Below are 25516 nucleotides of genomic sequence, written 5' to 3'. Positions count from 1 at the left end.
ACGCATGACGAAGTGGTGCGAGTCGGAAGCCTGACAGATTTGACCAGGCCATGTCACTAAGGGGTTCCCCTCGTGTCAGGCGTGGTCCGCGCAGCAGGGGGTGGGGTTGGGCACCTCGAAGGGGGCCAGCAGACCGCCCACCGCCGGGACCAGCGTGAGGGTGAGGGTGCCGTCGCGCCACTCCGGGCGCACGTGGTTCTGGGTCATCACCTCGGCGGTGGGCGGGAGTTCGGCACCGGGCGCGCCCATCACCACCAGGCGTTCGATGGCGGTGCGGTCGAGCACGTCCGCCACGGTGACCGTGCCGGTCAGGTGTGCCACGCCCGGGTAGACGACGGCGCGGCCGGAGGTGCGCGGTGCGGCGGCCGCGAGGCGGGCGGTGTCCACCGCGTCGTCCGGACCATGGGTGCGGTCGGCCAGGACCAGGCCGGCGCCCTCCGGCAGCTTCGCCAGCAGCGTCCGCCACACCGCGTCTACGTCCGCGTCCGGGACGGCCAGGGAGATCGTCGCACCCCGGCGTTCGTCGGTGCGGAACAGGTGCGTGCAGGCGAACACGCCCTCCGCGAGCGCCGGTTGCCCCAGCAGCTCGTGGATGAGGTGGTCGGCCTCGCGCAGGGTCGCCGTACCGGCGTCCACCCCGATGACGGAGTGGACGCCGGACGGGTCGTGCGGTGTGCTCATGCGGGCAGGACCCACATCGGGTTGGAGTAGAACCACAGGTCCTTCCACGGGTCCGCGTCGCCGAGGACGTCGACGGCCGGGCCCGCCGGGTCCACGGCGGCACCGTTGATGCCGACCGCCGAGCGGTTGCCGTCGGTGCCGCGCAGCCGGACGTAGACGGGCTTGTCGAGGCGGCCGAGGGAGTAGGCCAGCCGGACCGTGCCGGTGGACTTGTCGACCTCGAAGGACTTCACGACCTTGGTGGTGGGCGTGGCGAAGGTGTCCTTGTCGGAGACCGCGCCGGTGACGTCGCCCTGGATGACGTCGACGCGGGCCAGGCTGGGCACGAACTGCGCCCAGTTGGGGCCGTTGGCGAGGCTGATCTCCATGACCAGGTCGACCTGGCTGCCCTTCTTGACGTGCAGCACGTCACCGAGGGTGACCGCGCGCGAGCCGGAGCGCAGCTGCGCGTTGAGGCCGCTGATCAGGCCGCCGTGGTCGACCCAGACGCGGCCGGCCCGGATGCCGTCCATGACCGCCTGGTAGGAGAAGGAGGCGGAACCGACATGGGTGCGGGAGTACTGGCCGGGCCAGAAGTCGCCGTCCGTGAGGTTGAGTCCGCCGCCGTAGACCGGGTCGTTGTACCGGCCGTTGGCGTTGAAGTCGCTGTTCGGGCCGCGTACGGCGGAGTCGGCGTACACGTTGTGGGAGTCGGAGTTGGCGGTGATCCACCAGGGCTTGCCCTCGGCGAGCAGGCTGTCCCACAGGCCGCCGACGGTGGCGGTCATCCAGTCGAAGCCGCCCCAGGTGCGGTAGCTCTCCAGGGGGTAGGCGGCGAAGGAGTCGGCGCTCGGGCTGTTGTCGTAGTAGCCGCGGCCCGAACCGGGGCCCTGCGGCGCCTTGATGCCGGCGGCCTGGTGGCCGGGGGCACCCTCCATGCCGACGGCGATCGACGGCTGCGCGTCGCGCCAGGCGCGGATCTCGTGCGGGGAGTCGATGCCCTTGCGCGCCGGGTGGTTGGCGAGGAACAGGGCGTCCTTGACCTTGCGGCGCTGGACCTGCTCGGCGAGGAAGTTGAGGCCGGAGATGGCCAGCGCCTCGTTCGCGGGGGTGTTGGAGGAGGCGCCCTTCACCGAGCCGTCGAAGGACGTCTCGAACTCCTTGAGGACGGCCACCTCGTTCTTGCCGGGGTGGACGAAGACCGTGCCGTGCTCCGCGGCCGGGATGTTCCACTCCAGGCCCTGGAAGACCAGCGTGTCCTCGATCTGGTCACGGGCCGCGACGATGTCCGGGTTGACGATCTCGACACCGATCTTGGCGTGCGTCTCGCTGCCGTGGTCGGTGATGACCATCCAGTCCAGGCCGTGCGCGTTGGCCTGCCGGACATGGTCGATGACCCGGTACTTGGCGTCGTTGCTGTGCTGGGTGTGGATGTGGTGGTCGCCGGCCAGCCACAGGTAGCCGCCGGAGCGGCCGCCCTGGGAGTGGGAGGAGGAGACCGAGGCGGCGGCCTGGCCCGCACCGGCGAGGACGCTGCCGGCGGCGAGGCCCGCGCCGAGCAGACCGGTGCGGCGCAACATCGAGCGGCGGGAGAGCTGACCGGGCGTCAGCTCCTCGTCGGGGACCGACAGATCGAGGGCGGGCGGCAGCGACGAGGCGTCGGCGTCCGTGTGGTGGTGATGGTGGTGGTGACCGTGGTCGTGGCTGTGACCGTGGCTCATGCGCGCAACTCCCGTGGGCGGCCGGTACGGGGGGTGACTCAGGACGTGCAGAGTCTGCGAAGGTCGCATGAACAACGGGAGTCGACGTCATGGTGGGGTAAAGAACCGCTGATGTGCAGCACATTGCACGGGAGTCGAACCGCAAAGCCGCACGGTCAGGGTAAAGCCGCGCCCATGCGGGACGCCCGGGCCGGCCGACGGGGGCCGGCCCGGGCGTCGTGTGCCGGGCTCTACCTTGGGATCAGACCAGGTCGAACCGGTCCGCGTTCGCGACCTTCGTCCAGGCGGCGACGAAGTCCTTCACGAACTTCTCCTTGGCGTCGTCGCTCGCGTAGACCTCCGCGACGGCGCGCAGCTCGGAGTTGGAGCCGAAGACCAGGTCGGCACGGGTGCCGGTCCACTTGACGGCGCCGCTCGCGTCACGGCCCTCGAAGGTGGTCTGGTCCTCGGAGGTCGACTTCCAGGTCGTGCCCATGTCGAGCAGGTTGACGTAGAAGTCGTTGGTGAGCACGCCCGGGGTCTCGGTGAGGACACCGTGCTTCGACTGGCCCTGGTTGGCGCCGAGGACACGCAGACCGCCGACCAGGACGGTCAGCTCGGGAGCGCTCAGGCCGAGCAGGTTGGCACGGTCCAGGAGCAGGTACTCGGCAGGCAGGCGGTTGCCCTTGCCGAGGTAGTTGCGGAAGCCGTCCGAGGTCGGCTCCAGGGCCGCGAAGGACTCGGCGTCCGTGTGCTCCTCGGCCGCGTCGACACGGCCCGGGGTGAAGGGCACCGCGATGTCGACACCGCCGTCCTTGGCGGCCTTCTCCACGGCGGCGGCACCGCCGAGGACGATCAGGTCGGCCAGGGAGACCTTCTTGGCGCCGGAGTTGAACTCCTGCTGGATGCCCTCCAGGACGCGCAGGACCTGGGCGAGCTGGTCGGGGTCGTTGGCCTCCCAGCCGCGCTGCGGCTCCAGGCGGATGCGGGCGCCGTTGGCACCGCCCCGCTTGTCGCTGCCACGGAACGTCGAGGCCGACGCCCAGGCGGTGGAGACCAGCTGGGAGACCGTGAGACCCGAGTCGAGGAGCTTGGCCTTGAGGGCCGTGACGTCGGCGGCGTCGATGGCCTCGCCCTCGGCCTGCGGCAGCGGGTCCTGCCACAGCAGGGTCTCCTCCGGGACCTCCGGGCCGAGGTACAGGGACTTCGGGCCCAGGTCACGGTGGGTCAGCTTGTACCAGGCGCGGGCGAACGCGTCCGCGAAGACCTCCGGGTTCTCGTGGAACCGGCGGGAGATCGGCTCGTAGATCGGGTCGAAGCGCAGCGACAGGTCGGTCGTGAGCATCGTCGGGAGCTTCTTCTTCGACGCGTCGTGCGCGTCCGGGACGACCGCCTCGGCGTCCTTGGCCACCCACTGCTTGGCGCCGGCCGGGGACTCGGTCAGCTCCCACTCGTAGCCGAAGAGGATGTCGAAGAAGTCGTTGCTCCACTGGGTGGGCTTGGTGGTCCAGGTGACCTCAAGACCACTGGTGATCGCGTCGCCGGCCTTGCCGCTGCCGTAGGTGCTCTTCCAGCCCAGGCCCTGCTGCTCGATCGGCGCGCCCTCGGGCTCGGCGCCCACGTTCTCCGCGGGGCCGGCGCCGTGGGTCTTGCCGAAGGTGTGGCCGCCGGCGATGAGCGCGACGGTCTCCTCGTCGTTCATCGCCATCCGGCGGAAGGTCTCGCGGATGTCACGGGCCGCGGCGATCGGGTCCGGGTTGCCGTTGGGGCCCTCGGGGTTGACGTAGATCAGGCCCATCTGGACGGCGCCGAGCGGGTTCTCCAGGTCACGGTCGCCCGTGTAGCGCTGGTCGTCCAGCCAGACCTTCTCGGGACCCCAGTAGACGTCGTCCTCCGGCTCCCAGACGTCCTCGCGGCCGCCGGCGAAGCCGAAGGTCTTGAAGCCCATCGTCTCCAGGGCGACGTTGCCGGTGAGGATCATCAGGTCGGCCCAGGAGATGGACTGGCCGTACTTCTTCTTGACCGGCCACAGCAGACGGCGGGCCTTGTCCAGGTTGCCGTTGTCCGGCCAGCTGTTGAGGGGGGCGAAGCGCTGCTGGCCCGCGCCGGCGCCGCCACGGCCGTCGGAGATGCGGTAGGTGCCGGCGCTGTGCCAGGCCATCCGGATCATCAGCGGGCCGTAGTTGCCGAAGTCGGCCGGCCACCAGTCCTGGGAGTCGGTGAGCACCTCGGCGATGTCCCGTTTCACGGCCGCGAGGTCAAGGGCCTGGAACGCCTCGGCGTAGTCGAAGCCCTCGTCGAGCGGGTTCGCGACGGCGGGGTTCTTGGCAAGGATCTTCAGGTTGAGCCCCTCGGGCCACCACTGGCGGTTGCCGCCGCCCTGGGTGGGGTGCGCGGCGCGGTCATGCGCGACCGGGCACTTGCCCGCGGCGTTGTCCTGGGTCTCGGACATGGGGGAAATCCTTCCGGAATGGGCGGATCAACGTACTCAGGAACTACGTACTGAGGAACTGCTCGGGAACTACGTATTCAGGAACTGCTGACGGTGGAACATGCGGGGCACAGGCCCCAGTAGATGACCTCGGCCTCGTCGATCACGAAGCCGTGGTCCTCCGACGCGGTCAGGCAAGGAACCTCGCCGACCGCACAGTCGACATCGGCGACGGCACCGCACGAGCGGCACAGGACGTGGTGGTGGTTGTCGCCGACGCGTCCCTCGAACCGGGCCGGGCTGCCGGCCGGCTCGATACGGCGTATGAGTCCTGCCGTGGTGAGCGCGTGCAACGCGTCGTACACGGCTTGGAGCGATATGTGGCCCACCCGCTCGCGGACACCCGTGGCGATCGTCTCGACGTCGAGGTGGTCGCCGTGGCGGACGGTCTCGAGCAGCGCGACGCGGGCGGCCGTCACCCGCAGGCCGGCACCGCGCAGCTCTTCGGCGGTCGTCGGGGGCTGGGATGCGGTCATGACGCCAACCTATCCTCAAAAACACGAGTGATTCAAGAAAACAAGCAGTTCAAGTTTGGCCCGGATGCGAACACCCCCCGCCCCACCGCCCCCTCCCGCCCGACTTTGCCATCTCTTTACAACCTGCCGTGGGGCCGGGTCGTCTCTCTGCTCGATTCGTAACTCAGCCCGCCCCGACCATGGCGGGCCGACGAAAGAGAGCGTCTCCATGCGCCGAATTGTCCTGAGCGCCACGGCACTCGCCTGCACCGCCGTGCTGGGCGGCACCGTGCCCGCGTTCGCCGACGGCACGACTCCGAGCGCCGTCCCCACCGTCGTCGCGTCCGCGGCGCCGTCCGCCGTCCCGTCCGAGGCCCCCTCCCCCGTGGCGTCCGTCGCACCCGCCCAGGTGGCGACGCCTGTCCCGTCGCGCGACAAGGGCCAGGTCGCGACCGTGCCCGCGGGCGCGCCCGACACCGGGGTGACGGACTCCTCCTCGGGCTCCGGCTCCGAGGGTGTGCTGGTCGGCGGGGGCGCTGCGGCGGTGCTCGCCGCGGGCGCGGTGCTGTTCACCGTCCGTCGCCGCCGGGCCACCGGGGAATGACCTCGCTCTCCAGGCGCGCCTTCGTCACCGCCGCGACGGGCTCGCTGCTGGCGGGCTGTGCGGGAGCGGCGCCCCACCAGGTGACCACGACCGCTCACCGGAGTCAGGCGCCCGCGCCGTCCGCCACCACGACCGCGCCCGCCGCGTCCGCCCCGCTCGGCCGTTCCACGCCGGTCCGGCTGCGTGTCCCGGCGATCGGGGTCGACACCCCGCTGCTCCGGCTGGGCCTCGCGGCCGACGGCACGGTGCAGGTGCCGCCGATCACCGCGCACGACCAGGCGGGGTGGTACCGCTACTCCCCCACCCCGGGGGAGGTCGGCCCGTCGGTGATCCTCGGCCATGTCACGGTCGGCGCCTACGGGGACGGCGTCTTCCGGCGCCTGGCGGAGCTGCGCCGGGGCGACGAGGTCGTGACGCGTCTGGAGAACGGCAGATCGGCGGTGTTCACCGTCGGTGAGGTGCGTACGGTCGCCAAGGCCGCGTTCCCGACGAAGGACGTGTACGGGGACGTGGGCCGTCCGGAGCTGCGGCTGATCACCTGCGGCGGTCCGCGCAGCGGCCACGGCTACCTCGACAACGTGATCGTCTTCGCCACGCTGACCGGCACCGCACCCTGACCCGCCCGAAGGGCCGCGGGACCGGTGGAACGTACGCCACCGGTCCCGCGTCCTCCCCGACAAGCGACCCACTGTGCGCCCGCCATGTGCCGACCGCGTGCCCGCTGTGGCCCCCCACGACCCTGGAGAACGTTGAAACGGTCCCGTGACAAGGCGGCCTCCGAGCTCTTCGCCGCCCTGTACCCGCGCCTGGCCGGCTGGTGCCGCCGCCTGGTCGACGACGACGAGACGGCGCACGAGATCGCCTCCGAGGCGTTCACCCGGCTGTGGGCCCGGTGGACGAAGGTGGAGGAGCCGCGCGGCTTCCTCTACGTCACCGCGGCCAACCTCGTCCGGGACCACTGGCGCAAGCTGGAGCGCGAGCGCCGGGCGGTGCGCCGGGTCGGCTCGGAGGCGGCGATCCGCCCGCACGCCGAGCCGGCGGATCCCTCGGTACGGCTGCTGGTGCAGTCCCTGCCGGAACGGCTGCGGGTCCCGATCCTGCTGCACTACTACGCTGACATGCCGATCCGGGAGGTGTCCGAGCTGACCGGACGGAAGGAAGGAACCGTCAAGGCCGATCTGCACGCGGCCCGGGAACTGCTCCGCGTCCATCTGAGGAGAAGCCTTGACCACACGCTTTGACGACGAGCCGGAGTTCGACGGCCCGGACGATCCCCTCGCGGTCATCCTGCGACCGCCCACCGCCCATCTGGGCCCGCCGCCGGGCCGCTACCAGGAGATCCGCCGTGCCGCGGGCCGCCGCCGACTGGTCCGTGCCGCCGCCGGAGCCGGGGTGACCTGTGCCGTCGCCCTCCTCGTCGCCCTGCCGCTGCACCTGACGGCACCGTCGGCGCCGACCACTCCGAGCGTCCCCCTCGCACCGCCGACCGCGCGCCCCACGACTCCGGAGCGCCCCTCGACGTCTCCGGCCCGCGCCACCCCCAGTCCGAGCCCGAGCGTCGCGCCCACGAGGAGCGGCACCACGCAGGCCCCGGCCCGTGGACCGTCGGCGGACCCCTCGTCGGTCCGGGTCACGCCGTCCGAGGGCCTGCCGAGCGCCGTCGCCACCCGGCCCGGCTCATGACGGCGTCAACTCCGCGCCGGACGAGTCATCCGTTCGTGCCACCGCGTTTCGGCACCCCGCCCACCCTTCAACGGTGCGGGCCAGGGCGTCACGCCCGGGGGTGAGGGGCGCGGCGGAGGCCATGGGCGGTGTCGGCCGTCCGGGTAGGGTCGCACCCGCCCATCCGGCCACCGCGGCCCGTATGGCCGAGGCCGCTCCTCGGCGTTGGTGTGATGTTTCGTACGGGGCCGGAATGAAAGATGCGGAACGGGCAACGCTCCCTTTCATGCTCCACGCGCGAACCCTCCGGCAGGTGACTCGATGACGACGGCGACCAAGGCCCCTCCGACCGCTCCGGCCGCCGCGCCACCGTCCCGTACCCAGCCGTCCGCACCCGCCGGCTCGCTGCCGTCCCTCACCGGGCTGAGATGGATGGCCGCGCTGCTGGTCTTCGGCCTGCACGTGCACAACTTCCGCTATTTCGGCGGCACCGGCGGCCGTCTCATGGACTGGGGCTTCGAGGCCGGCGCCTCGGGAGTGTCGTTCTTCTTCGTGCTCTCCGGGTTCGTGCTGATGTGGTCGGCGCGGCCCGGGGACCGTGCGCCGCGTTTCTGGTGGCGGCGGGTGGCCCGGATCTACCCGGTGCACCTGGTCACCGTCGTCATCGCGCTGGTCATGCTGTGCACGCTGCCCCGCCAGCCGAGGCCGACGCTTCCGCAGGCCCTGGCCGATGTCTTCCTGGTGCACTCCTGGTGGCGTCCGTGGTGGCAGACGCTCGACCCGGTGAGCTGGTCGCTGGCCTGCGAGGCCTTCTTCTACGCCGCGTTCCCGCTGCTCGCGCTGCTACTGCGCCGCCTGGGCGGGCGGGGCGCCGCGCTGCTGGCCGCGCTGTCCCTGCTGGCCGTGCTGGCGCTGGCCTGGACGGACAGCCACCACTGGTGGGACCAGCCGATCAGCTCCTTCCCGGCCGCCCGGCTGCCCGAGTTCGTGCTGGGCGCCGCCACCGCGCGGCTGGTCCTGCTCGGCCGGTGGCGCGGGCCCGGACTGGAGGCCTCGCTCGCGCTGGCCGTCATCGGCTACTTCCTGGTCCCGCAGGTCGACACCGACGGCTACGCGGCCACCGCCTGCACCATCACCGGCTTCGCCCTGCTCATCCCGGCGGCGGCCCAGGCCGACCTGCGTGGACTGCCCTCGCTGTGGCGCCGCCGGTGGCTGGTGCGCCTGGGCGAACTGTCGTTCGCGTTCTACATGGTCCATCTGCTGGTGCTGCGGACGGGCACCCATCTGCTCGGCACCCGCCCGCGCTTCGACCTGCTCACGGGCGCGGCCGCGGCCGCCGCCGCCTTCACCGTGTCGCTGGGCCTGTCCTGGCTCCTGTACGAGGGCGTGGAGCGCCCGGCACGACGCCTGCTGCTGCGCTGTCCGGCGCGGAAGAGGAGTGCCTAGGCACTTGTCACCGGGCGAGCTGCTGGTACAGGGCGGCGAGGTCGCCCGACAGGGCGCTCTTGGTCCGGCGGGTGATGTCGTCGGCGAGGACCTCGTACGCGCCCGACTCGACGCCGTCGAGGGCGGCCCTCGCGATGTCCTCGGCCTTCGCCTTGGGTCCGTCGACGCCGGACGTCATGTCGGTGTCCACGTAGCCCATGTGCAGACCGGTGACGTCGATGCCCCGCGGCTGCAGGGCCAGGCGCAGGCTGTTGGTCTGCGACCAGAGCGCCGACTTGGAGGCGCTGTAGGCGCCGCCCTCGGCGAACCAGGACAGGACCGAGTGGACGTTCAGGATGTGGCCGCCGCCGTTGCGCTCGACGACCGGGACGAAGGCACGGGTGACCAGCAGCGGGCCGTAGAAGTTGATCTCGAACTCGTGGCGGATGTCGTCGAGCGAGGAGGTCAGGAAGCGGGTGCCGGTGGCGACCCCGGCGTTGTTGATCAGCACGGTGACGTCCTGCGCCTGCTCGGCGACGGCGGCCACTGAGGCGGGGTCGGTCACCTCCAGGGCCAGCGGTACGGCGTCGGGGTGGGTGACGGTCCGCGGGTCACGGGCGGTGGCGTAGACCTTTCCCGCGCCGCGCGCGTACGCCTCCTCCACCAGCGCCTTTCCGACGCCCCGGCTACCACCGGTGACGAGGACGACGGAGTCCTTGATCGCGGTCATGACATTCACACTCCACTTGCGGACGAAGACTGGAAACCGATCGGTTTCCAACGGCTGCGGCCCATCGTAAACCGATCGGTTTCCCGCTTCAATCCCGGCGGGCGGCACCCGGCTCTCCGCGCGCCCGGATCGCCTTACGGGCAGGGTGAGTTGCTCGGTCAAGTTCATTGCGTCCGACCTCTGGCTCCGGACTCCTACCGGGCGGTATACAGACCCCCGACACACGCGTACGGGCCGCCCGCCGGGACCGGTTCCGTGCGCGTCCTGGTTGCAGGGGGGATCTCCATGGCGTACGGCACCCCGTCGGGCGGTTCGGCGAGACGGCACCGGCGGAAGGCCACCGTGGCGGCGGCGCTGGGCGGCTGCGCCCTCGTGGCCGCGTCCACGACACCGGCCGCGGCACACGGCGGCGGCCCCGGCCACGACCGCGGCACGAGCTATGTCGCGCTCGGCGACTCCTACACCTCGGGCCCGCTCATCCCGACGCAGGTCGACGCGAACTGCGCCCGCTCCGACCACAACTACCCCTCGCTGGTGGCGGCGGCCCTGCGGGTGAGCGCGTTCAAGGACGTGAGCTGTTCCGGCGCGACGACGGCGGAGATGTGGAAGGCGCAGGGCACCAACGGCCCGCAGCTCGACGCCGTGCGGCGGGACACCGACCTGGTGACGGTCCAGATCGGCGGCAACGACGTGGGGTTCAGCTCCGTCATCGGCACCTGCGCGGCCCTCAGCTCCAAGGACCTGACGGGCAACCCCTGCCAGCAGTACTACAACGCGTCCGGCACCGACCAGCTGACGCTCGACATCGCGCAGACCGCGCCCAAGGTCGACAAGGTGCTGCGGGCCGTCCGCGCCCGGGCCCCGCACGCCCGGATCCTGCTCGTCGGCTACCCCGACCTGCTCCCCGACGACGGCAGCGGCTGCTACCCGACCCTGCCCTTCGCCGCCAAGGACTTCCCCTACCTCCGGGACACCGGGAAGCGGCTGAACCTCATGCTGCGCCTGGTCGCCGCCTGGAACGGCGCCCGGTACGTGGACACCTACGGCCCGACCGTCGGCCACGACGCGTGCAAGGCCCCCGCCGACCGCTGGATCGAGCCCCTGCAGCCGACCTCACCGGCCGCCCCCGTCCACCCCAACGCCAAGGGCGAGGCGGCCATGGCCCAGGCCGTGCTGGAGCGGCTGGACCGGCGGTACTAGCACCGGGCGCCCCGAAACCCCGGGCTCTCCCGCCCCACGGGAGGGACCGGGGAGCGGTTCGCGATAGGTTGACCTGCATGAGCGACAACGTTTACTTCGACATCTCGATCAACAACGAGCCGGCCGGCCGGATCGTGTTCAACCTGTTCGACGACGTGGTGCCCGACACGGCCCGCAACTTCCGTGAGCTGGCCACCGGGCAGCACGGCTTCGGCTACGCCGGTTCGTCGTTCCACCGGATCATCCCCGAGTTCATGCTCCAGGGCGGTGACTTCACGCGCGGTGACGGCACCGGCGGCAAGAGCATCTACGGCGAGAAGTTCAAGGACGAGAACTTCCAGCTCAAGCACGACCGCAAGTACCTGCTGAGCATGGCCAACGCGGGCCCGCACACCAACGGCTCGCAGTTCTTCGTCACCACGGTGCTGACGCCGTGGCTGGACGGCAAGCACGTGGTCTTCGGCGAGGTCGTCGAGGGCTCGGACATCGTCGACAAGATCGAGGGCTACGGCACCCGCAGCGGTGCCCCCAAGGCCCAGGTCAAGATCACGGCGAGCGGCACCGTCTGACGGCGGGCCCGTATACGGGACGGACGGTGACCGGGTGGTGCCCGGTCACCGTTCGCCGCGTTCGGGCCGCATCTCCTTCGTGTCCGCCGGGGCACGTGCGGCCGGGGTGTCGTGCGCGGTGAGGTGTTCCAGCGCCTCGGCCAGTTCCTGGCAGGCCTCCTCGACGGAGAGCCTGGTGTTGCGCTGTTCGGTGATCAGGGCCGAGAGCAGCAGCGCGGTCAGGGCCATGGAGCCGTTGAACAGCTGCAGCTTCAGCATCACCTCGACGCGGGACAGTCCGGAGAACGCGCCGACCCGGTCCGTCGCGGCGACCGTGGCCATGATCGACGTGAACAGGGCGCACGGCATGCTCCCCGCCAGCCGGAACCGCAGGGCGGCCCAGGTCAGCAGCGGGTAGACGAGGAAGAGCGCGCTCATGGAGCTGTACGTGGCCGCCGGGACCAGGACGGCCGCGACGACCGCGAGGGCCAGGGCCTCCTTCCAGCGGGCCGTCGGCGGGGGCCAGCGGGCGCCGAGCAGCACCAGCAGGAACGGGGCGACGATCAGGACGCCCATCGCGTCGCCGGTCCACCAGGCCAGCCAGGTCGGCCAGAAGCTGTGCGCGGGCAGTTTGCCGGCGAGGACCAGCGTGGCCACACCGATGGTGGAGCTGACCACCATGCCGGTGAGCGCCCCGAGGAACACCAGGGCGAGGCCGTCCCGCAGCCGGCTCAGATCGGTGCGGAAGCCGACGCGGCGCAGCATCAGATACGCGCAGACGGGCCCGGCCGTCTGGCCGATGAGAATGCCCACGGTGTCGAGCTCGGGCGGGCCGAGCGACAGGACGAGGAAGAAGGCGCCGAGCGTGATGCCCGGCCAGCAGCCCAGCCCGAAGACCAGCAGACAGGCCACCGCCACGCCGGTCGACGGAAAGATGGGGGTGAAGACGGCGCCCTCGACGGTGAGCCGGCGCAGCAGGCCGAGCTGCCCCGCCGCGTAGTAGCAGGTGGCCACGGCCAGCGTCCGGAGGGCGAGGACAGCCGGTCGGCGCAGTTCCTGGATACCCACCACAGCAGCCATCAGACACCGCGGCGCCCGGCTCGGCCAGGCGGGACGCGCAGGGGCGGAACGGCGGGCCGACACGGGGTGGGCCCGGTGTCCTACGGTCCGGTTGTCCTACGGCCCGGTGTCGAGGCCTTCGTGACCCACGACCAGGACCGCCGCGTCGTCCTCGTGGCCCACCTGTTCCGCGCCCTTGATCACGGCGGCGGCCAGGGCCTGTGCCTCGAGACCGGCGACGGCGGCGATACCGGCGAGTCGTACCACCTGGTCGAGCCCCTCCTCCACGGTCAGCGACGGCCCCTCCACCACCCCGTCCGTGAGCAGCACGAACATGCCTCCGGTGGTGAGCCGGAAGCGGGCGACCGGGTACTCGACGCCCGGTTCGATGCCCAGCGGCGGTCCGCCCTCGTCCTCGCCGATCCCGGACTTTCCGTCGGCGGTGGCCCAGACGAACGGGATGTGGCCGGCCCGGGCGCTCTCCAGGACCCCGGTGGCCGGGTCGAGCCGCATGAAGGTGCAGGTGGCGAAGAGGTCGGTGCCGAGGGACACCAGCAGGTCGTTCGTCCGGGCGAGCAGTTCGCCCGGCTCGCTGGTCACCGAGGCGAGCGCCCGCAGGGCCGCCCTGACCTGGCCCATGAAGGCGGCGGCCTCGATGTTGTGGCCCTGGACGTCGCCTATGGACAGGCCGATGCGGCCGTCGGGCAGGGTGAACGCGTCGTACCAGTCGCCGCCCACGTTGAGCCCGTAGCAGGCGGGCGCGTACCGGACGGCCAGATGGACGCGGGGGGTGTCGGGCAGGTCCCGGGGCAGCATGCCGCGCTGGAGGGCGATGGCCAGCTCGACCTGCGAGCGCTGGTACTCGGCCCGCTCGCGCGCCTGGGCGGTGAGCGACCTGAGTCTGACCAGCAGCTCGTCGTCGTCCATCGAGCGCTTGCGGGGCATGGATCTCTCCGGCCGAGGCGGCTGCCCTCCCAGGGCAAACCCCTATTTTTTACCTTTACAGGATCATAGTTCGAATGGAGGGCCGGTGGTCGGCCGTCGCCGTCCTGACCACGGGCCGGTCCGGCGGCCCGGGCGGGCTCGCGGTCAGGACGGTGTGTTCACCCCTTGTGCAGGCCTTCGGCGCGGCGGGACGCACGCAGGGTGCCGACCGTCTTGAGCAGCCGGTCCGCCGGCTCACGCAGCCGGGGATGGGCGAGGACGGTGTTGCGCAGCCCTCGGACCGGGCGGCGCCACAGCCGGTGCGCCGCGGCCACCGGGTGGGGGCGGGTGACGAAGCCCTCGCCCACCCGCAGTTCGCGGGTCTTGAGCCAGTCCTTGTACTCCTTGTCGCCGCGCCCGAGGTCCACGAGGGTGACGCCCCCGCGCGCCGCGGCCTCCGCGGTGCGCAGATGCATCATCAACCCGGGTGAGTAGTAGTGCAGTTCGGGGTCGTAGGCGGTGAACCAGGCGGCGAGCACGGTGCTGGACCGCGGGCCGAAGTGCGCGGCCACCGGGCGGTCGCCGGCGTAGAGCACGGACAGCACGCCGGTGAAGTGTTCCTCGCGGACATGGAAGAGGTGGTCCACGAGGTCGACGATCCAGGGCCGGGCGAAGCGGTCCATGCGCCCGGTCCGCCGGTACTGGGCCGACTTCCAGCGCATCAGGGTGCGCAGCGCCGCCGGGTCGCGCTCGTCGAACTCGAAGCGGAGGTCGCCGATGTCGCGGCCGAGGCGCCGTTCCTTCTTGAGCGTGGTCTTCGCCTGGCCCGGGTAGGTGGCGCGCAGCCACTCGGGGTAGCCGCCGTCGCCGGGCTTCACGTCGATCACCGGTGAGGCGAAGGAGCCGGTGACATGGGAGGCGAAAGGTCTCTGCTCGGCGACCAGATGGTCGAACTCGAAGATGGACATCCCGCAGGCGCTCAGCAACTCCTGGGCGTCCCAGGCGACTCCGGGCCGGTGCACCAGCGCCTGGCAGTCGGAGAGACCGAGACCCACGGCCCGGCCGACGCCGAGGGCGTTGCGCTCGTACGGGAGGAAGCCGACGGGTTCGCCGTCCTCACGCAGGACCGCCACCCGGACGCCGGCGCGGTGTCTGCCCACGCCGATCGCGAACTCCGGGGCCAGAAAAGGGTTGGCGTACTCCGGTGACTCGTCCATCGCACGGTGCCAGTCCCGGCAGAGCGCCTGGGTCAGCTCGCCGGGTCTGTGGATCGTTATGTCCACCTCAGATCAACCGCCCTTCGGCCGACGAGGTGTGTGGCGCATGACTCCCTGCCCGGCTCCCGGACGGACCTCTGCACTGGTTTCTGGATCGCATGGGCGACCGCTCCCCCCCCATAACGCGTATACCGCGTTCTGCCGTTGCTACGAACAGCTCCTGTTCCCCGCCGCACACCGTCGTTCCACGGCCGGCGACCGGGTCGCCGGACCGGAGGTGTCGCTCAAACGTCGCGAAACAGTACGCACGCTGTCAAGGGTGCCACTGTCAGGGCGAGATGGGGGTGGGGTGACTCGGACTTTCCAGGTCCTTTTCGGTCAGGTCGCCACGGGGCCCGGCCGAGCGCCTCGCCGCGCACACTCCCACCGCCTCGCACTGGTGTGCTATTACCCTGTGCATGGAACCCGTGCCGACCGAGCCGGTCACCCCGTCCACCCCACGGCCCGTACGGTGGCCGACCCTGGTCCAGGGGTGGCATCAACTCACCTTTCTGCACTGGCCGGTGGCGCCGGAGCGGGTGGCGGGGCTGCTGCCCGCCGGTACCCGGCCGGACACCCTGGACGGGGTCACCTACGTCGGCCTCGTTCCGTTCCTGCTGCGGCGCACCGGCCTGGGGCCGGGGCCCGGGCTGCCCTATCTGGGCACCTTCTGCGAGACGAACGTACGGCTGTACTCGGTGGACGAGCAGGGCCGGCGCGGGGTGGTGTTCAGATCCCTGGACGCGACCCGGCTGCTCTCCGTGCTGGCGGGCCGGCTGGGGGTCCGGCTGCCGTACCTCTGGTCCGCGATGCGGCTGCGCCACGAGGGCGATCTGATCACCTACACCTGCCGGCGGCGGCGCCCGGCCGCCGCGAGCCGGGCGGTCGTACGGATCGGGCCGCCGATCGCCGAGCCCTCACCCCTGGAACACTTCCTGACCGCACGCTGGGGACTGCACGTCACCTGGCACGGCCGCACCGCGCACCTCCCGAACGAGCACGCGCCCTGGCCGTTGCGCCGGGCCGAACTCCTGGATCTGGACGACGAGTTGGTCGCGGCGGCGGGCCTGTCGGCACCGCAGGGGCCGCCGGTCAGCGTGCTGTACTCCCCCGGCGTGAAAGTACGGTTCGGGGTGCCGACGCTACTCGGGCACCACCGGTAAAGAAATCGCATGGTCTAGTCCAAAGTGCGCTTTGGTCCAGTCCAATCCGTTGACGTGGCCGCGACACCTCCGGATGCTGGGGAACCCCACCTCCCCACCCCTGGAGACACCGGTGAGACCACTCCGCGCATGTCTGGGCGCCGCGGCCGCCGTCACGCTGGCCGCCGCCGGCACGACCGCGCTCGTCGCGGGTGACGCCTCGGGCGCGACCACCGCGCTCAGCAACCGCTGGTACGCGGCCGCCCCCTATCTGATGCCGCTGGACAACAACCCGCCGGACCCGGCCGCCATCATGGACGCCACCGGCCTCAAGGCCTTCCAGCTGGCGTTCGTCCTGGCACCCGACGGCGGGGGCTGCTCGCCGACCTGGGGCGGCACGGCGGCCGTCTCCTCCGACACCGCGGTCCAGTCGACGATCGACACGATCCGCGCCAAGGGCGGCGACGTCTCCGTGTCGATCGGCGGCTACGGCGGCACCAAGCTGGGCCAGACCTGCGCGGACGCGGCCTCGACGGCAGCGGCCTACCAGCAGGTCATCACCAAGTACGGGCTGCACGCGATCGACTTCGACCTGGAGGAGCCGGAGTACGAGAACACCGCGGCGATCGCGAACGAGATCGGCGCCGCGAAGATCCTCCAGCAGAACAATCCCGGCCTGTACGTGTCGGTCACCACGGCCGGTACGGCGGACGGGACCGGCTGGTTCGGCAAGCAGATGCTGCTGGAGGCGAAGTCACAGGGGTTCACGCCGAACAACTTCTCCATCATGCCGTTCGACGGCGGCTTCGGCGGGGCGGCCTCGCAGACCAGCGCGCTCACCGCCTTCAACGCGATCCTGCAGTCCACGTTCGGCTGGGACCAGGCGACCGCGTACGCCCACGAGGGCTTCTCCGGGATGAACGGCCGCAGCGACACCGGCGAGTACTTCACCCAGGCCGACTTCCAGACCGTGCTCGACTACGCCACGAGCCACGCCATGGACCGCTTCACCTTCTGGTCCCTGAACCGCGACCGCCAGTGCACCCCGGTCGACAACAACGGCACCACGTCCGGGACCTGCTCCAGCGTGGCGCAGGGCGACTGGGACTTCGCCAAGTACTCGGTGGAGTTCGCCGGGGTCACCCCGCCGACCACCACCCCCACACCCACCCCCACGCCCACCCCGACCTCCTGCAAGACCGCGTGGAGTGCGACGGCGGTCTACACGGCCGGCGACGAGGTCTCGTACAACAGCCACGACTGGAAGGCCAAGTGGTGGACCCAGAACGAGGTGCCCGGCGCCTCCGAGTGGGGCCCCTGGCAGGACGAGGGCGCCTGCTGACCGTCAGCGGCACCACCACCCACTACGCCATTGCGCCGACGGAGCCCGGGGCACCTGCCACGGGCCGGCTGTCGCACCCGGCTGAGTTCGCCCGGTCCGGCCTGGCAGGGGCCGTCGTTCCGCCGCACGATGGAAGGACGATCCGTGCCGCGGCCGGGCGACGGGAGGACGACTCATGACGCAGAGCTGGGGGCCGCGCCCTCCCGACACGGCGGACGGCGCCGAATGGCGGCCCGCGCTCGACATCCCCGCACCCGGGCCGCAGCGCCGCTGGACGGTGCTGCTGCGCTGGCTGCTGCTGATCCCGCAGTACATCGTGCTGACCCTGCTGGGCATCGCCGCGTTCTTCGTCACGGTGGCCGGCTGGTTCGCCGCGCTCTTCACGGGCCGGCTGCCCGACCCGATCGCCTCGTTCCTCGGCAAGTACCTGGCGTACGAGACACGGATCGTCGCCAGCTCCATGCTCCTGGTGGACCGCTATCCGCCCTTCGCGCTCACCGCGCCCGACTATCCGGTGCAGATCGAACTGCGGCCCACCACGCTGAACCGCCTGGCGGTGCTGTTCCGGCTGATCCTGATGATCCCGGCAGCGATCATCGCCAACCTCGTGGCGAGCGGCTGGTTCGCACTCTGCTGGATCTTCTGGATCATCGGGATCGTGCTGGGCCGGCAGCCCGAACCGGTCTTCGGGGCGTCGGCGGCGGTCGCCCGCTACCGGATGCGCTTCGGTGCCTACGCCAGCATGCTGACGCCCGTCTACCCCAAGGGGCTCCTGGGCGACCAGCAGGGCACCAAAGCCGAGCCGGCGGCCGGGGCGGCGCCGCCGGAGGCCCGCTCCGCCACCCGGCCACTGCTCCTGGACACCACCGCGAAGGTGCTGATCTGGGCCTTCCTGGTGCTCGGCCTGGCCGTCCAGATCGTCGCCCGTACCGCCCCGAGCGCCGACGAACACGACTACAGAGGACTCGCGAACCCGGTGCAAGTGGTACATCCGGTAGGACGGTCGTAGCGTCGTAGGGAAACATGTACGGCGGTACGGGCGGGAGAGACCATGCGCAAGCCAGTGGTGGGAACAGCGATCGGACTCGGGACATGTCTGCTGCTCACGGCGGCCATGACGACGGCCTCCGCGACCCCGCCGACAGCGGCCGCGGCGCGGGCGGTCCAGCACCCGGTTCTGGTCGACTGCCTCTGGCACCAGCGATACCGGCCGACCGACTTCATCGTGGCCTGCGGCGACGGCAACAGTGTGCTCAAGTCCATGCACTGGACCCGGTGGGACGACAACGCGGCGGTCGCCCAGGGCGTGAACTGGGTGAACGACTGCAAGCCGTACTGCGCGGCCGGCACCTTCCACGGCTACCCCGTGACCATTCGGCTCGACCGCCCGACGGCCTGGAAGAAGCACGCGAACGTGGAGCAGTTCACGCGCATGAGCCTGACCTACCGCGATGCCAGGCCGGAGGGATTCACGCAGGTCATGACCATCCCGCTGTGGAACTGAACGGGTCGGTCACCCGGGTGGGCGGCATGCGGGGCGGCGCCGTGCGCCGGGCGGGCGACGTCCCGGCCGGGGCTGACATCCACCGGGACCGACGGGCCGTCATGTTGGTGTGACCGGTACGCCGGAGCCGTGCGCTCCCGTCGAAAGAGGTCACATGCCCCGATTCCCCCGCCTGGCCGCCGTCGCCCCGGCCGCGGTCGCGGTCGGCCTGCTCGCGGCGGCTCCGGCCGCGAGCGACGAGCCGGTCGTCTCGAATCCCCGTGTCATCGCCCACTTCGACCTGGCCCGCGGGCAGACACCCGAGAACATCGTCGCCGAGCGGGGCGGCTCGGTCGACGTGTCCTTCGCGTTCGCCGCGCAGGTCGCCAGGGTCACCCGGGAGCGGCGGGTCCGTGTCCTGGCGAACCTGCCCGTCGAGGACCACCCCCGCACGCCCCTGATGAACAGCGCCGTCGCGCAGGGCCTGGCCCGCGCGCACGACGGCACGCTGTACGTCAACTACGCCACCGGCACCGGCAAGACCGGCGTCTGGCGCATCCCGGCGGGCGGCGGCACACCCGAGCAGATCGCCCAGCTGCCGTCGGACGGCCTCCCCAACGGCCTGGCCCTCGACGAGCGGCACGGCGTGCTCTACGCCGCCGACTCGGCGCTGGGTACGGTGTGGCGGATCCCGGTGTCGGGCGGCACACCGACGGCCTGGGCCAAGGGCACCGCGCTCTCCGGGCTCCCCGCGCCGGCGAGCGGCTTCGGCGCCAACGGGATCAAGGTCCACCAGGACGCGGTGTGGGTGACCAACACCGACCGGGCCACGCTGCTGCGCATCCCGGTCCGCAAGGACGGTTCGGCGGGGGCCGTCGGGACGAGAGCCACCGGGCTCACCGGCGTCGACGACTTCGTCTTCCCCGGGCACTCGGACGTCGTGCTCGCCGCGCTCGGCACGTCCAACGAGATCGTCCTGGTCGGCACGGACGGTACCCACAGCCGTGTGCTCGGCGTGCAGGACGGCCTGTCCAACCCCACCTCGCTGGCCGTGAGCGGCCGCGATGTGCACGTGGCCGACGCCGCCTACCTCACCCAGCGGGATCCGAACCTGCTGAAGGCGCGGCTGCGCGCCCACTTCGCCCGCTCGTAGCGGTGGGAGGGCCGGCGGCCGCCGGCCCTCCCGTGCCGGAGCCGGACTCAGGCGATCTCGACGAGGAGGTCGCCGCCCTCCACCTGCTGGATGCGGTTGATGGCGAGCCGGGAGATCCGGCCGGCCTTCGGGGCGGTGATGGTGGCCTCCATCTTCATGGCCTCGATCGTGGCGACCGTGGCGCCCGCCTCGACCTCCGTGCCCTCGGTCACCGCGAGGGTGACGACGCCCGCGAACGGGGCCGGGACATGCCCGGGGTTGGCGCGGTCGGCCTTCTCGGTGGCCGGGATGTCGGAGGCGGCCGCCCGGTCCCGGATCTGGATCGGGCGCAGCTGGCCGTTGAGCGAGGACATCACCGTGCGCATACCGCGCTCGTCGGCCTCGCCGACGGCCTGGAGCTCGATCAGCAGCCGGACGCCGGGCTCCAGGTCGACCGAGTACTCCTTGCCCGGGCGCAGGCCGTAGAAGAAGTCCTTGCTGTCCAGGACGCTGGTGTCGCCGTAGGTCTGGCGGTGGGTCTCGAACTCGCGGGTCGGGGCCGGGAACAGCAGCCGGTTGAGGGTCGCGCGGGGTTCCTTGGCGAGACCCTCGCGGTCCTCGGCGGACAGCTCCGGCGTCGGCTTGGCGGCGGCGCGGCCCTGGAGGGCCTTGGTGCGGAACGGCTCCGGCCAGCCGCCGGGCGGGGTGCCCAGCTCGCCACGGAGGAAGCCGATCACCGAGTCGGGGATGTCGAACCGGTCGGGGGTCGCCTCGAAGTCCTCCGGGCTCACCCCGGCGCCCACCAGGTGCAGGGCGAGGTCGCCGACCACCTTGGAGGACGGGGTGACCTTGACCAGGCGGCCGAGGATCCGGTCGGCGGCCTCGTACATGGCCTCGATGTCCTCGAAGCGGTCGCCGAGGCCGAGCGCGACGGCCTGGGTGCGCAGGTTGGAGAGCTGGCCGCCGGGGATCTCGTGGTGGTAGACGCGGCCGGTCGGGGAGGCGAGGCCCGCCTCGAAGGGGGCGTAGACCTTGCGGACGCTCTCCCAGTACGGCTCCAGGTCCTCGATCGCCCGCAGGTCGAGCCCGGTGGGACGGTCCGAGTAGTCGGTCGCGGCGACGATCGCCGAGAGGGACGGCTGGGAGGTCGTACCGGCCATGGAGGCCACCGCGCCGTCCACCGCGTCCGCGCCCGCCTGGATCGCGGCGAGGTAGGTGGCCAGCTGGCCGCCCGCGGTGTCATGGGTGTGGAGGTGGACGGGGAGGTCGAACTCGCGGCGCAGGGCGGAGACGAGCTTCGCGGCGGCGGGGGCGCGCAGCAGGCCCGCCATGTCCTTGACGGCCAGGACGTGCGCGCCGGCCTGGACGATCTGCTCGGCGAGCCGCAGGTAGTAGTCGAGGGTGTAGAGCTGCTCGTTCGGGTCGGACAGGTCGGCGGTGTAGCAGAGGGCGACCTCGGCGACCGCGGTGCCCGTCTCGCGAACGGCCTCGATGGCGGGGCGCATCTGGTTGACGTCGTTGAGGGCGTCGAAGATGCGGAAGATGTCGATGCCGGTGGCGGCGGCCTCCTGGACGAAGGTGTCGGTCACCTCGGTCGGGTACGGGGTGTAGCCCACGGTGTTGCGGCCGCGCAGCAGCATCTGGAGGCAGATGTTGGGGACGGCCTCGCGCAGGGCGGCCAGCCGCTCCCAGGGGTCCTCGGCGAGGAAGCGCAGGGCGACGTCGTAGGTGGCGCCGCCCCAGCACTCCAGGGAGAGCAGCTCGGGCAGGGTGCGGGCGACCACCGGGGCGACGGCCAGCAGGTCCTTGGTGCGCACGCGGGTGGCGAGCAGGGACTGGTGGGCGTCGCGGAAGGTGGTGTCGGTGATGCCGATGGTGGGCGACTCGCGCAGGTGGCGGGCGAAGCCCTCCGGGCCGAGTTCGACCAGGCGCTGACGCGAGCCCGCCGCCGGCTCCCCGAGGGGCAGCGGGGGCAGCTTGGTGGTCGACTCGATCAGGTGGGGACGGTCGCCGTGCGGCTTGTTGACGGTGACGTCCGCCAGGAAGGTGAGCAGCTTGGTGCCGCGGTCGGCGGAGGTGCGGGCGGTGAGCAGGTGCGGGCGCTGCTCGATGAAGGACGTGGTGACCCGCCCCGCCTGGAAGTCCGGGTCGTCCAGGACGGCCTGGAGGAACGGGATGTTGGTGGCCACCCCGCGGATGCGGAACTCGGCGACGGCACGCCGGGCACGGCCGATGGCGGCCTTGAAGTCCCGGCCCCGGCAGGTGAGCTTGACCAGCATCGAGTCGAAGTGCGCGCTGATCTCCGTACCCGCGTGGGTGGTTCCGCCGTCCAGGCGGATGCCGGAGCCGCCCGGGGAGCGGTAGGCGCTGATGCGGCCGGTGTCGGGGCGGAAGCCGTTGGCCGGGTCCTCGGTGGTGATACGGCACTGGAGGGCCGCGCCGTGCAGCTTCACGGTCTCCTGGGAGAGACCGAGGTCTGCGAGGGTCTCGCCGGAGGCGATGCGCAGCTGGGCCTGGACCAGGTCGACGTCGGTGACCTCTTCGGTGACCGTGTGCTCGACCTGGATGCGGGGGTTCATCTCGATGAAGACGTGGTTGCCCGCGGGGTCGAGGAGGAACTCGACGGTGCCCGCGTTGCGGTAGCCGATCTCGCGGGCGAAGCGGACGGCGTCGGCGCAGATGCGGTCCCGGAGCTCGGGATCGAGGTTGGGCGCGGGGGCCAGCTCGATGACCTTCTGGTGGCGGCGCTGCAGTGAGCAGTCCCGCTCGAAGAGGTGGATGACGTTGCCCTCGCCGTCGGCGAGGATCTGCACCTCGATGTGGCGGGGGTCGACGACGGCCTTCTCCAGGAAGACGGTCGGGTCGCCGAACGCGGAGGCCGCCTCCCGGGAGGCCTGCTCGATGGACTCGCGCAGCGCGGCGGGGTCCTCGACCCGGCGCATACCGCGGCCACCGCCGCCCGCGACGGCCTTCACGAACACCGGGAAGCCGATCGCCTCGGCGGCGCGCACCAGTTCGTCGATGTCGTTGGAGGGCGCCGAGGAGCCGAGGACCGGTACGCCGGCGGCGCGGGCGGCGGCCACCGCGCGGGCCTTGTTGCCGGTCAGCTCCAGCGTGTGGGCGTCGGGCCCGACGAAGGTGATGCCCGCCTCCTCGCAGGCGCGGGCGAGTTCGGGGTTCTCGGAGAGGAAGCCGTAGCCCGGGTAGACGGCGTCGGCCCCGGCCCGGCGGGCGGCGGCCACGATCTCCTCGACGGAGAGGTAGGCGCGCACCGGGTGCCCGGGTTGCCCGATCTCGTAAGCCTCGTCGGCCTTCAGCCGGTGCAGTGAGTTTCGGTCCTCGTGGGGGAACACGGCGACCGTGCGTGCACCCAGCTCATAGCCCGCGCGGAACGCGCGGATGGCGATCTCTCCACGGTTGGCGACCAGCACCTTGCGGAACATCCCTGGATCCCTTCAGCCTGCCGGCGACGAACACCATGGTGTCAGCCGCGCCCGTCCGTAGCTCGCCGCAACATTAGGGGTTGCTCGAACCGGCTGAAGTGCGAAAACCATCACATTGACGTCGTTGAGCAGTTCGGCGGGTCGGCCGCGTGACATATGGGGTTGCGGGGAAGACGGACGAGTTGGGGGGTCTCAGGGCAGCCGGAAGGACGGTACGGGGTGGCGGGGCGGTCCCGGCCGGTGCACGGGCGGGTCGGACCAGGGCGGTGTCGGCTGGGTCCCGAGGCGCTCGACGAGCCGGGCGGGGACCGGCAGCCGGTGGCCGTGCATCAGGCCGAGAACGATCGCCGCGACCACCGCGATCAGGTGCTCCCGGCCAGCGAGGTTCGGTACGGCGATGGACTCCCACACCATCGAGCCGCCGGTCAGGGCGAAGACGACGGGCGCGCGGCGGACCACCGCCAAGTAGGTGAACAGGCCCACCACGGCGGCGGACGGCCCCGTGTCGAGGATCCTCCCGACCTCCGGGGGCAGACCGAAACCCCACCAGCCGGGGCCCAGCGCGACCATCACCCGCGCGGTCATGGTGCCGGCCAGCGTGGTGGTGTAGGCGACGGCGAGGGTGCGGGCGCGGCCCAGGGAGAGTTCGGCGAGGGCGAAGGCGAGGAAGAGCTGGGTGATGCCCGCCCAGACCGGCAGGTCGAGCGCCGGGACGTACAGCGACACCGGGGTGCGCAGCAGGGAGAGCCACAGGGGCAGGTCGGCGGTGACACCGCCGAGGTGCCACACCATCCTTCTGCCGAAGGGGTGCTGCGCGATGCCGTGGAAGAAGATGACGCCGAACGCGGCGACGAACGCGAGCACGATCCCGGAGAGACCACGGCGTACGAGCTGCCGTATCGGCTCCACCACGATGCCGTGCCATTCGTCGCGCAGCGTGCGCCGCACGAACCGGACCGCTCGCGCGGCCGCCGTCCCCCAGCTTCCGTTGCCCTTCATACAGGGCATCGCCCCCTTGATACCGCCCCCACCGCCGGCCTGCGCCCCTGAAGAGGTCCGCCGCGTCCCGGCCGTTCCACGTCATCGTAGAGACGTTTGGATCATTTGCGACGATGCGGGAGCTACTACTGGTCGAATTTCGCCGTCGGGTTTATCACCCGTCCATCGGTCAACCCTTCCGGACGTCATCGCGTCCCCCTCCTCGTTGCCTCGGTAAAGGAGCGGTCATGCAGAATCCGTCGCGCCGCGTTGTGCTGACCGCGACCCTGGGAACCGCGCTGCCCTCCGGTGCGACTCCGGGCCCGGCAGGCCGATTCCGCGCCCTGGAGCGCGAACACCGGGCCCGGCTGGGGGTGTTCGCCTGGGACACCGGCTCGGGAGCCCGGGTCCGGTACCGCGCGGGCGAACTCTTCCCGATGTGCTCGGTGTTCAAGACGCTCGCGGTGGCCGCCGTGCTGCGCGACCTCGCCCCGGGCGTGCTCACCGAGGTCGTCCACTACGACGAGGGCGACATCGAGCGGTCGGGCGGCGCACCCGTCACCGGCAGGCCCGAGAATCTCGCGGCGGGAATGACCGTGGCGGACCTGTGCGCGGCGGCGATCTCGTACAGCGACAACACCGCGGCGAACCTGTTGCTGGAGCAACTGGGCGGGCCGGTGGCGGTGACGCGGCTGTGCCGCTCCCTCGGGGACGAAGTGACGCGTCTGGACCGGTGGGAGCCGGAGCTGAACTCGGCGGAACCCGGGCGGGTCACGGACACCACCACTCCCCTGGCGATCGGCACGAGCTACGCGCAACTGGCCGTCGGCCGCGCCCTGGACGGCGGGGACCGACGGCGGCTCACTGGCTGGCTGCTCGCCAACACCACCGGAGGGGAACGGATCCGCGCGGGGCTCCCCGCGGACTGGACGGTGGGTGACAAAACCGGAACGGGCGGTTACGGCACCGCCAACGACGTCGCGATCGCCCGGCCCCCGGGCCGCGCCCCCGTCGTCGTCGCCGTCCTCTCCACCCACACCGACGCCGCGGCCCAGGCCGACTCCCCACTGGTGAGAAGGGCCGCCGCGATCGTGGCGGACATGTTCACACAGCGCGCCGCATAAGATCGTTCACAGTCGGCACACAGTCAATCGCCTTCCCGTACGGCGGTTTTATGCAATGAGGCTGGAACCGTTCTGTTTCGATCACGGACTCTCGTATAGTGACGCCCAGTTCAGCACCGAGCGTCACAACTCCTTCACCGGATCCACATCCCTACCTG

24 protein-coding genes are annotated in these 25516 nt (G+C 71.5%); 14 read left to right on the top strand and 10 right to left on the bottom strand.

Translation table 11 applies throughout. The features are described from left to right. Positions 1-75 precede the first annotated feature (75 nt). The 4 genes from AB0D85_RS15845 to AB0D85_RS15830 all read right to left on the bottom strand — a co-directional run bounded on the left by AB0D85_RS15845 (position 76) and on the right by AB0D85_RS15830 (position 5327). Positions 76-681 (bottom strand): hypothetical protein, encoded by a 606-nt coding sequence (locus tag AB0D85_RS15845; protein ID WP_362319607.1) that lies wholly within the window; start codon positions 679-681, stop codon positions 76-78. Further along, a complete protein-coding gene (locus AB0D85_RS15840) occupies positions 678-2381 on the bottom strand; it encodes a histidinol-phosphatase (RefSeq protein WP_362319605.1) in 1704 nt (567 codons plus the stop codon). The genes AB0D85_RS15845 and AB0D85_RS15840 overlap by 4 nt, the downstream gene beginning before the upstream one ends. A gap of 241 nt (positions 2382-2622) precedes the next feature. Continuing rightward, positions 2623-4812 carry a catalase/peroxidase HPI gene (gene katG / locus AB0D85_RS15835; protein ID WP_362319602.1) on the bottom strand — a complete coding sequence of 730 codons (2190 nt, stop codon included), beginning with the start codon at positions 4810-4812 and terminating at the stop codon, positions 2623-2625. A gap of 77 nt (positions 4813-4889) precedes the next feature. After that, positions 4890-5327: a Fur family transcriptional regulator gene (locus AB0D85_RS15830; RefSeq protein ID WP_362319599.1), complete on the bottom strand. Its 438-nt coding sequence runs from the start codon at positions 5325-5327 to the stop codon at positions 4890-4892. Between the two features lie 208 nt (positions 5328-5535). Here AB0D85_RS15830 and AB0D85_RS15825 point away from each other — a divergent pair, with 208 nt between their 5' ends. The 5 genes from AB0D85_RS15825 (at position 5536) to AB0D85_RS15805 (ending at position 9018) form a co-directional block, all read left to right on the top strand. Next, on the top strand, positions 5536-5910 hold the full coding sequence (locus AB0D85_RS15825; RefSeq protein WP_362319596.1) for a sortase-dependent protein: 375 nt from the start codon (positions 5536-5538) through the stop codon (positions 5908-5910). After that, complete coding sequence (locus AB0D85_RS15820; protein WP_362319593.1) at positions 5907-6527, top strand: class F sortase; 621 nt, start codon at positions 5907-5909, stop codon at positions 6525-6527. The genes AB0D85_RS15825 and AB0D85_RS15820 overlap by 4 nt, the downstream gene beginning before the upstream one ends. 132 nt (positions 6528-6659) lie before the next feature. Continuing rightward, positions 6660-7151 carry an RNA polymerase sigma factor gene (locus tag AB0D85_RS15815; RefSeq protein WP_362319590.1) on the top strand — a complete coding sequence of 164 codons (492 nt, stop codon included), beginning with the start codon at positions 6660-6662 and terminating at the stop codon, positions 7149-7151. Further along, on the top strand, positions 7135-7593 hold the full coding sequence (locus AB0D85_RS15810; protein WP_362319587.1) for a hypothetical protein: 459 nt from the start codon (positions 7135-7137) through the stop codon (positions 7591-7593). Before AB0D85_RS15815 ends, AB0D85_RS15810 begins: the two co-directional genes overlap by 17 nt. Positions 7594-7893: 300 nt before the next feature. Beyond that, the gene (locus tag AB0D85_RS15805) at positions 7894-9018 is read left to right on the top strand and encodes an acyltransferase (protein ID WP_362319584.1); all 1125 of its coding nucleotides are present in this window, start codon (positions 7894-7896) and stop codon (positions 9016-9018) included. A gap of 7 nt (positions 9019-9025) precedes the next feature. On the opposite strand, the gene AB0D85_RS15800 is transcribed toward AB0D85_RS15805, so the two are convergent. Further along, a complete protein-coding gene (locus AB0D85_RS15800) occupies positions 9026-9727 on the bottom strand; it encodes an SDR family oxidoreductase (protein ID WP_362319581.1) in 702 nt (233 codons plus the stop codon). 285 nt (positions 9728-10012) lie between these two features. Here AB0D85_RS15800 and AB0D85_RS15795 point away from each other — a divergent pair, with 285 nt between their 5' ends. Both AB0D85_RS15795 and AB0D85_RS15790 read left to right on the top strand, forming a co-directional pair. Continuing rightward, positions 10013-10927, top strand: coding sequence for an SGNH/GDSL hydrolase family protein (locus AB0D85_RS15795; RefSeq protein ID WP_362319578.1), 915 nt, complete (start codon positions 10013-10015; stop codon positions 10925-10927). 77 nt (positions 10928-11004) lie between these two features. After that, positions 11005-11496, top strand: a complete 492-nt coding sequence (locus tag AB0D85_RS15790) for a peptidylprolyl isomerase (protein ID WP_362319575.1) — start codon at positions 11005-11007, stop codon at positions 11494-11496. A gap of 45 nt (positions 11497-11541) precedes the next feature. On the opposite strand, the gene AB0D85_RS15785 is transcribed toward AB0D85_RS15790, so the two are convergent. From AB0D85_RS15785 to AB0D85_RS15775, 3 genes are all read right to left on the bottom strand, one after another. Continuing rightward, positions 11542-12546: an MASE1 domain-containing protein gene (locus AB0D85_RS15785; RefSeq protein ID WP_362320357.1), complete on the bottom strand. Its 1005-nt coding sequence runs from the start codon at positions 12544-12546 to the stop codon at positions 11542-11544. Between the two features lie 105 nt (positions 12547-12651). Beyond that, entirely contained in the window at positions 12652-13479 is an 828-nt protein-coding gene (locus AB0D85_RS15780) for a PP2C family protein-serine/threonine phosphatase (RefSeq protein ID WP_362319572.1), read from the bottom strand. Positions 13480-13637: 158 nt separating this feature from the next. Next, positions 13638-14741 carry a GNAT family N-acetyltransferase gene (locus tag AB0D85_RS15775; RefSeq protein WP_362319569.1) on the bottom strand — a complete coding sequence of 368 codons (1104 nt, stop codon included), beginning with the start codon at positions 14739-14741 and terminating at the stop codon, positions 13638-13640. A 392-nt stretch (positions 14742-15133) separates the two neighbouring features. Between AB0D85_RS15775 and AB0D85_RS15770 the strand changes: the two genes are divergently transcribed. The 6 genes from AB0D85_RS15770 (at position 15134) to AB0D85_RS15745 (ending at position 19834) form a co-directional block, all read left to right on the top strand. Then, positions 15134-15877 (top strand): DUF2071 domain-containing protein, encoded by a 744-nt coding sequence (locus tag AB0D85_RS15770; protein WP_362319567.1) that lies wholly within the window; start codon positions 15134-15136, stop codon positions 15875-15877. A gap of 112 nt (positions 15878-15989) precedes the next feature. Further along, positions 15990-17198, top strand: a complete 1209-nt coding sequence (locus AB0D85_RS15765) for a carbohydrate-binding protein (RefSeq protein ID WP_362319564.1) — start codon at positions 15990-15992, stop codon at positions 17196-17198. Between the two features lie 175 nt (positions 17199-17373). Next, complete coding sequence (locus AB0D85_RS15760) at positions 17374-18207, top strand: DUF4389 domain-containing protein (protein WP_362319561.1); 834 nt, start codon at positions 17374-17376, stop codon at positions 18205-18207. Positions 18208-18249: 42 nt separating this feature from the next. Then, positions 18250-18702, top strand: a complete 453-nt coding sequence (locus AB0D85_RS15755) for a hypothetical protein (RefSeq protein ID WP_362319558.1) — start codon at positions 18250-18252, stop codon at positions 18700-18702. Beyond that, on the top strand, positions 18693-18815 hold the full coding sequence (locus tag AB0D85_RS15750; protein ID WP_362319556.1) for a hypothetical protein: 123 nt from the start codon (positions 18693-18695) through the stop codon (positions 18813-18815). Before AB0D85_RS15755 ends, AB0D85_RS15750 begins: the two co-directional genes overlap by 10 nt. A gap of 41 nt (positions 18816-18856) precedes the next feature. Continuing rightward, positions 18857-19834 (top strand): hypothetical protein, encoded by a 978-nt coding sequence (locus AB0D85_RS15745; RefSeq protein ID WP_362319554.1) that lies wholly within the window; start codon positions 18857-18859, stop codon positions 19832-19834. Positions 19835-19881: 47 nt separating this feature from the next. Here AB0D85_RS15745 and AB0D85_RS15740 read toward each other — a convergent pair whose 3' ends face one another. Then, positions 19882-23256, bottom strand: coding sequence for a pyruvate carboxylase (locus AB0D85_RS15740; protein ID WP_362319551.1), 3375 nt, complete (start codon positions 23254-23256; stop codon positions 19882-19884). Positions 23257-23448: 192 nt separating this feature from the next. After that, complete coding sequence (locus tag AB0D85_RS15735) at positions 23449-24255, bottom strand: hypothetical protein (RefSeq protein ID WP_362320354.1); 807 nt, start codon at positions 24253-24255, stop codon at positions 23449-23451. A 227-nt stretch (positions 24256-24482) separates the two neighbouring features. Here AB0D85_RS15735 and bla point away from each other — a divergent pair, with 227 nt between their 5' ends. Beyond that, positions 24483-25358, top strand: coding sequence for a class A beta-lactamase (gene bla / locus AB0D85_RS15730; protein WP_362319548.1), 876 nt, complete (start codon positions 24483-24485; stop codon positions 25356-25358). The last annotated feature ends 158 nt before the right edge of the window (positions 25359-25516 follow it).

Origin of the sequence: Streptomyces sp. NPDC048277 (genome assembly GCF_040652235.1) — a bacterium.
Classification (GTDB): domain Bacteria; phylum Actinomycetota; class Actinomycetes; order Streptomycetales; family Streptomycetaceae; genus Streptomyces.
This window is presented reverse-complemented; position numbering and strand designations above follow the sequence as displayed.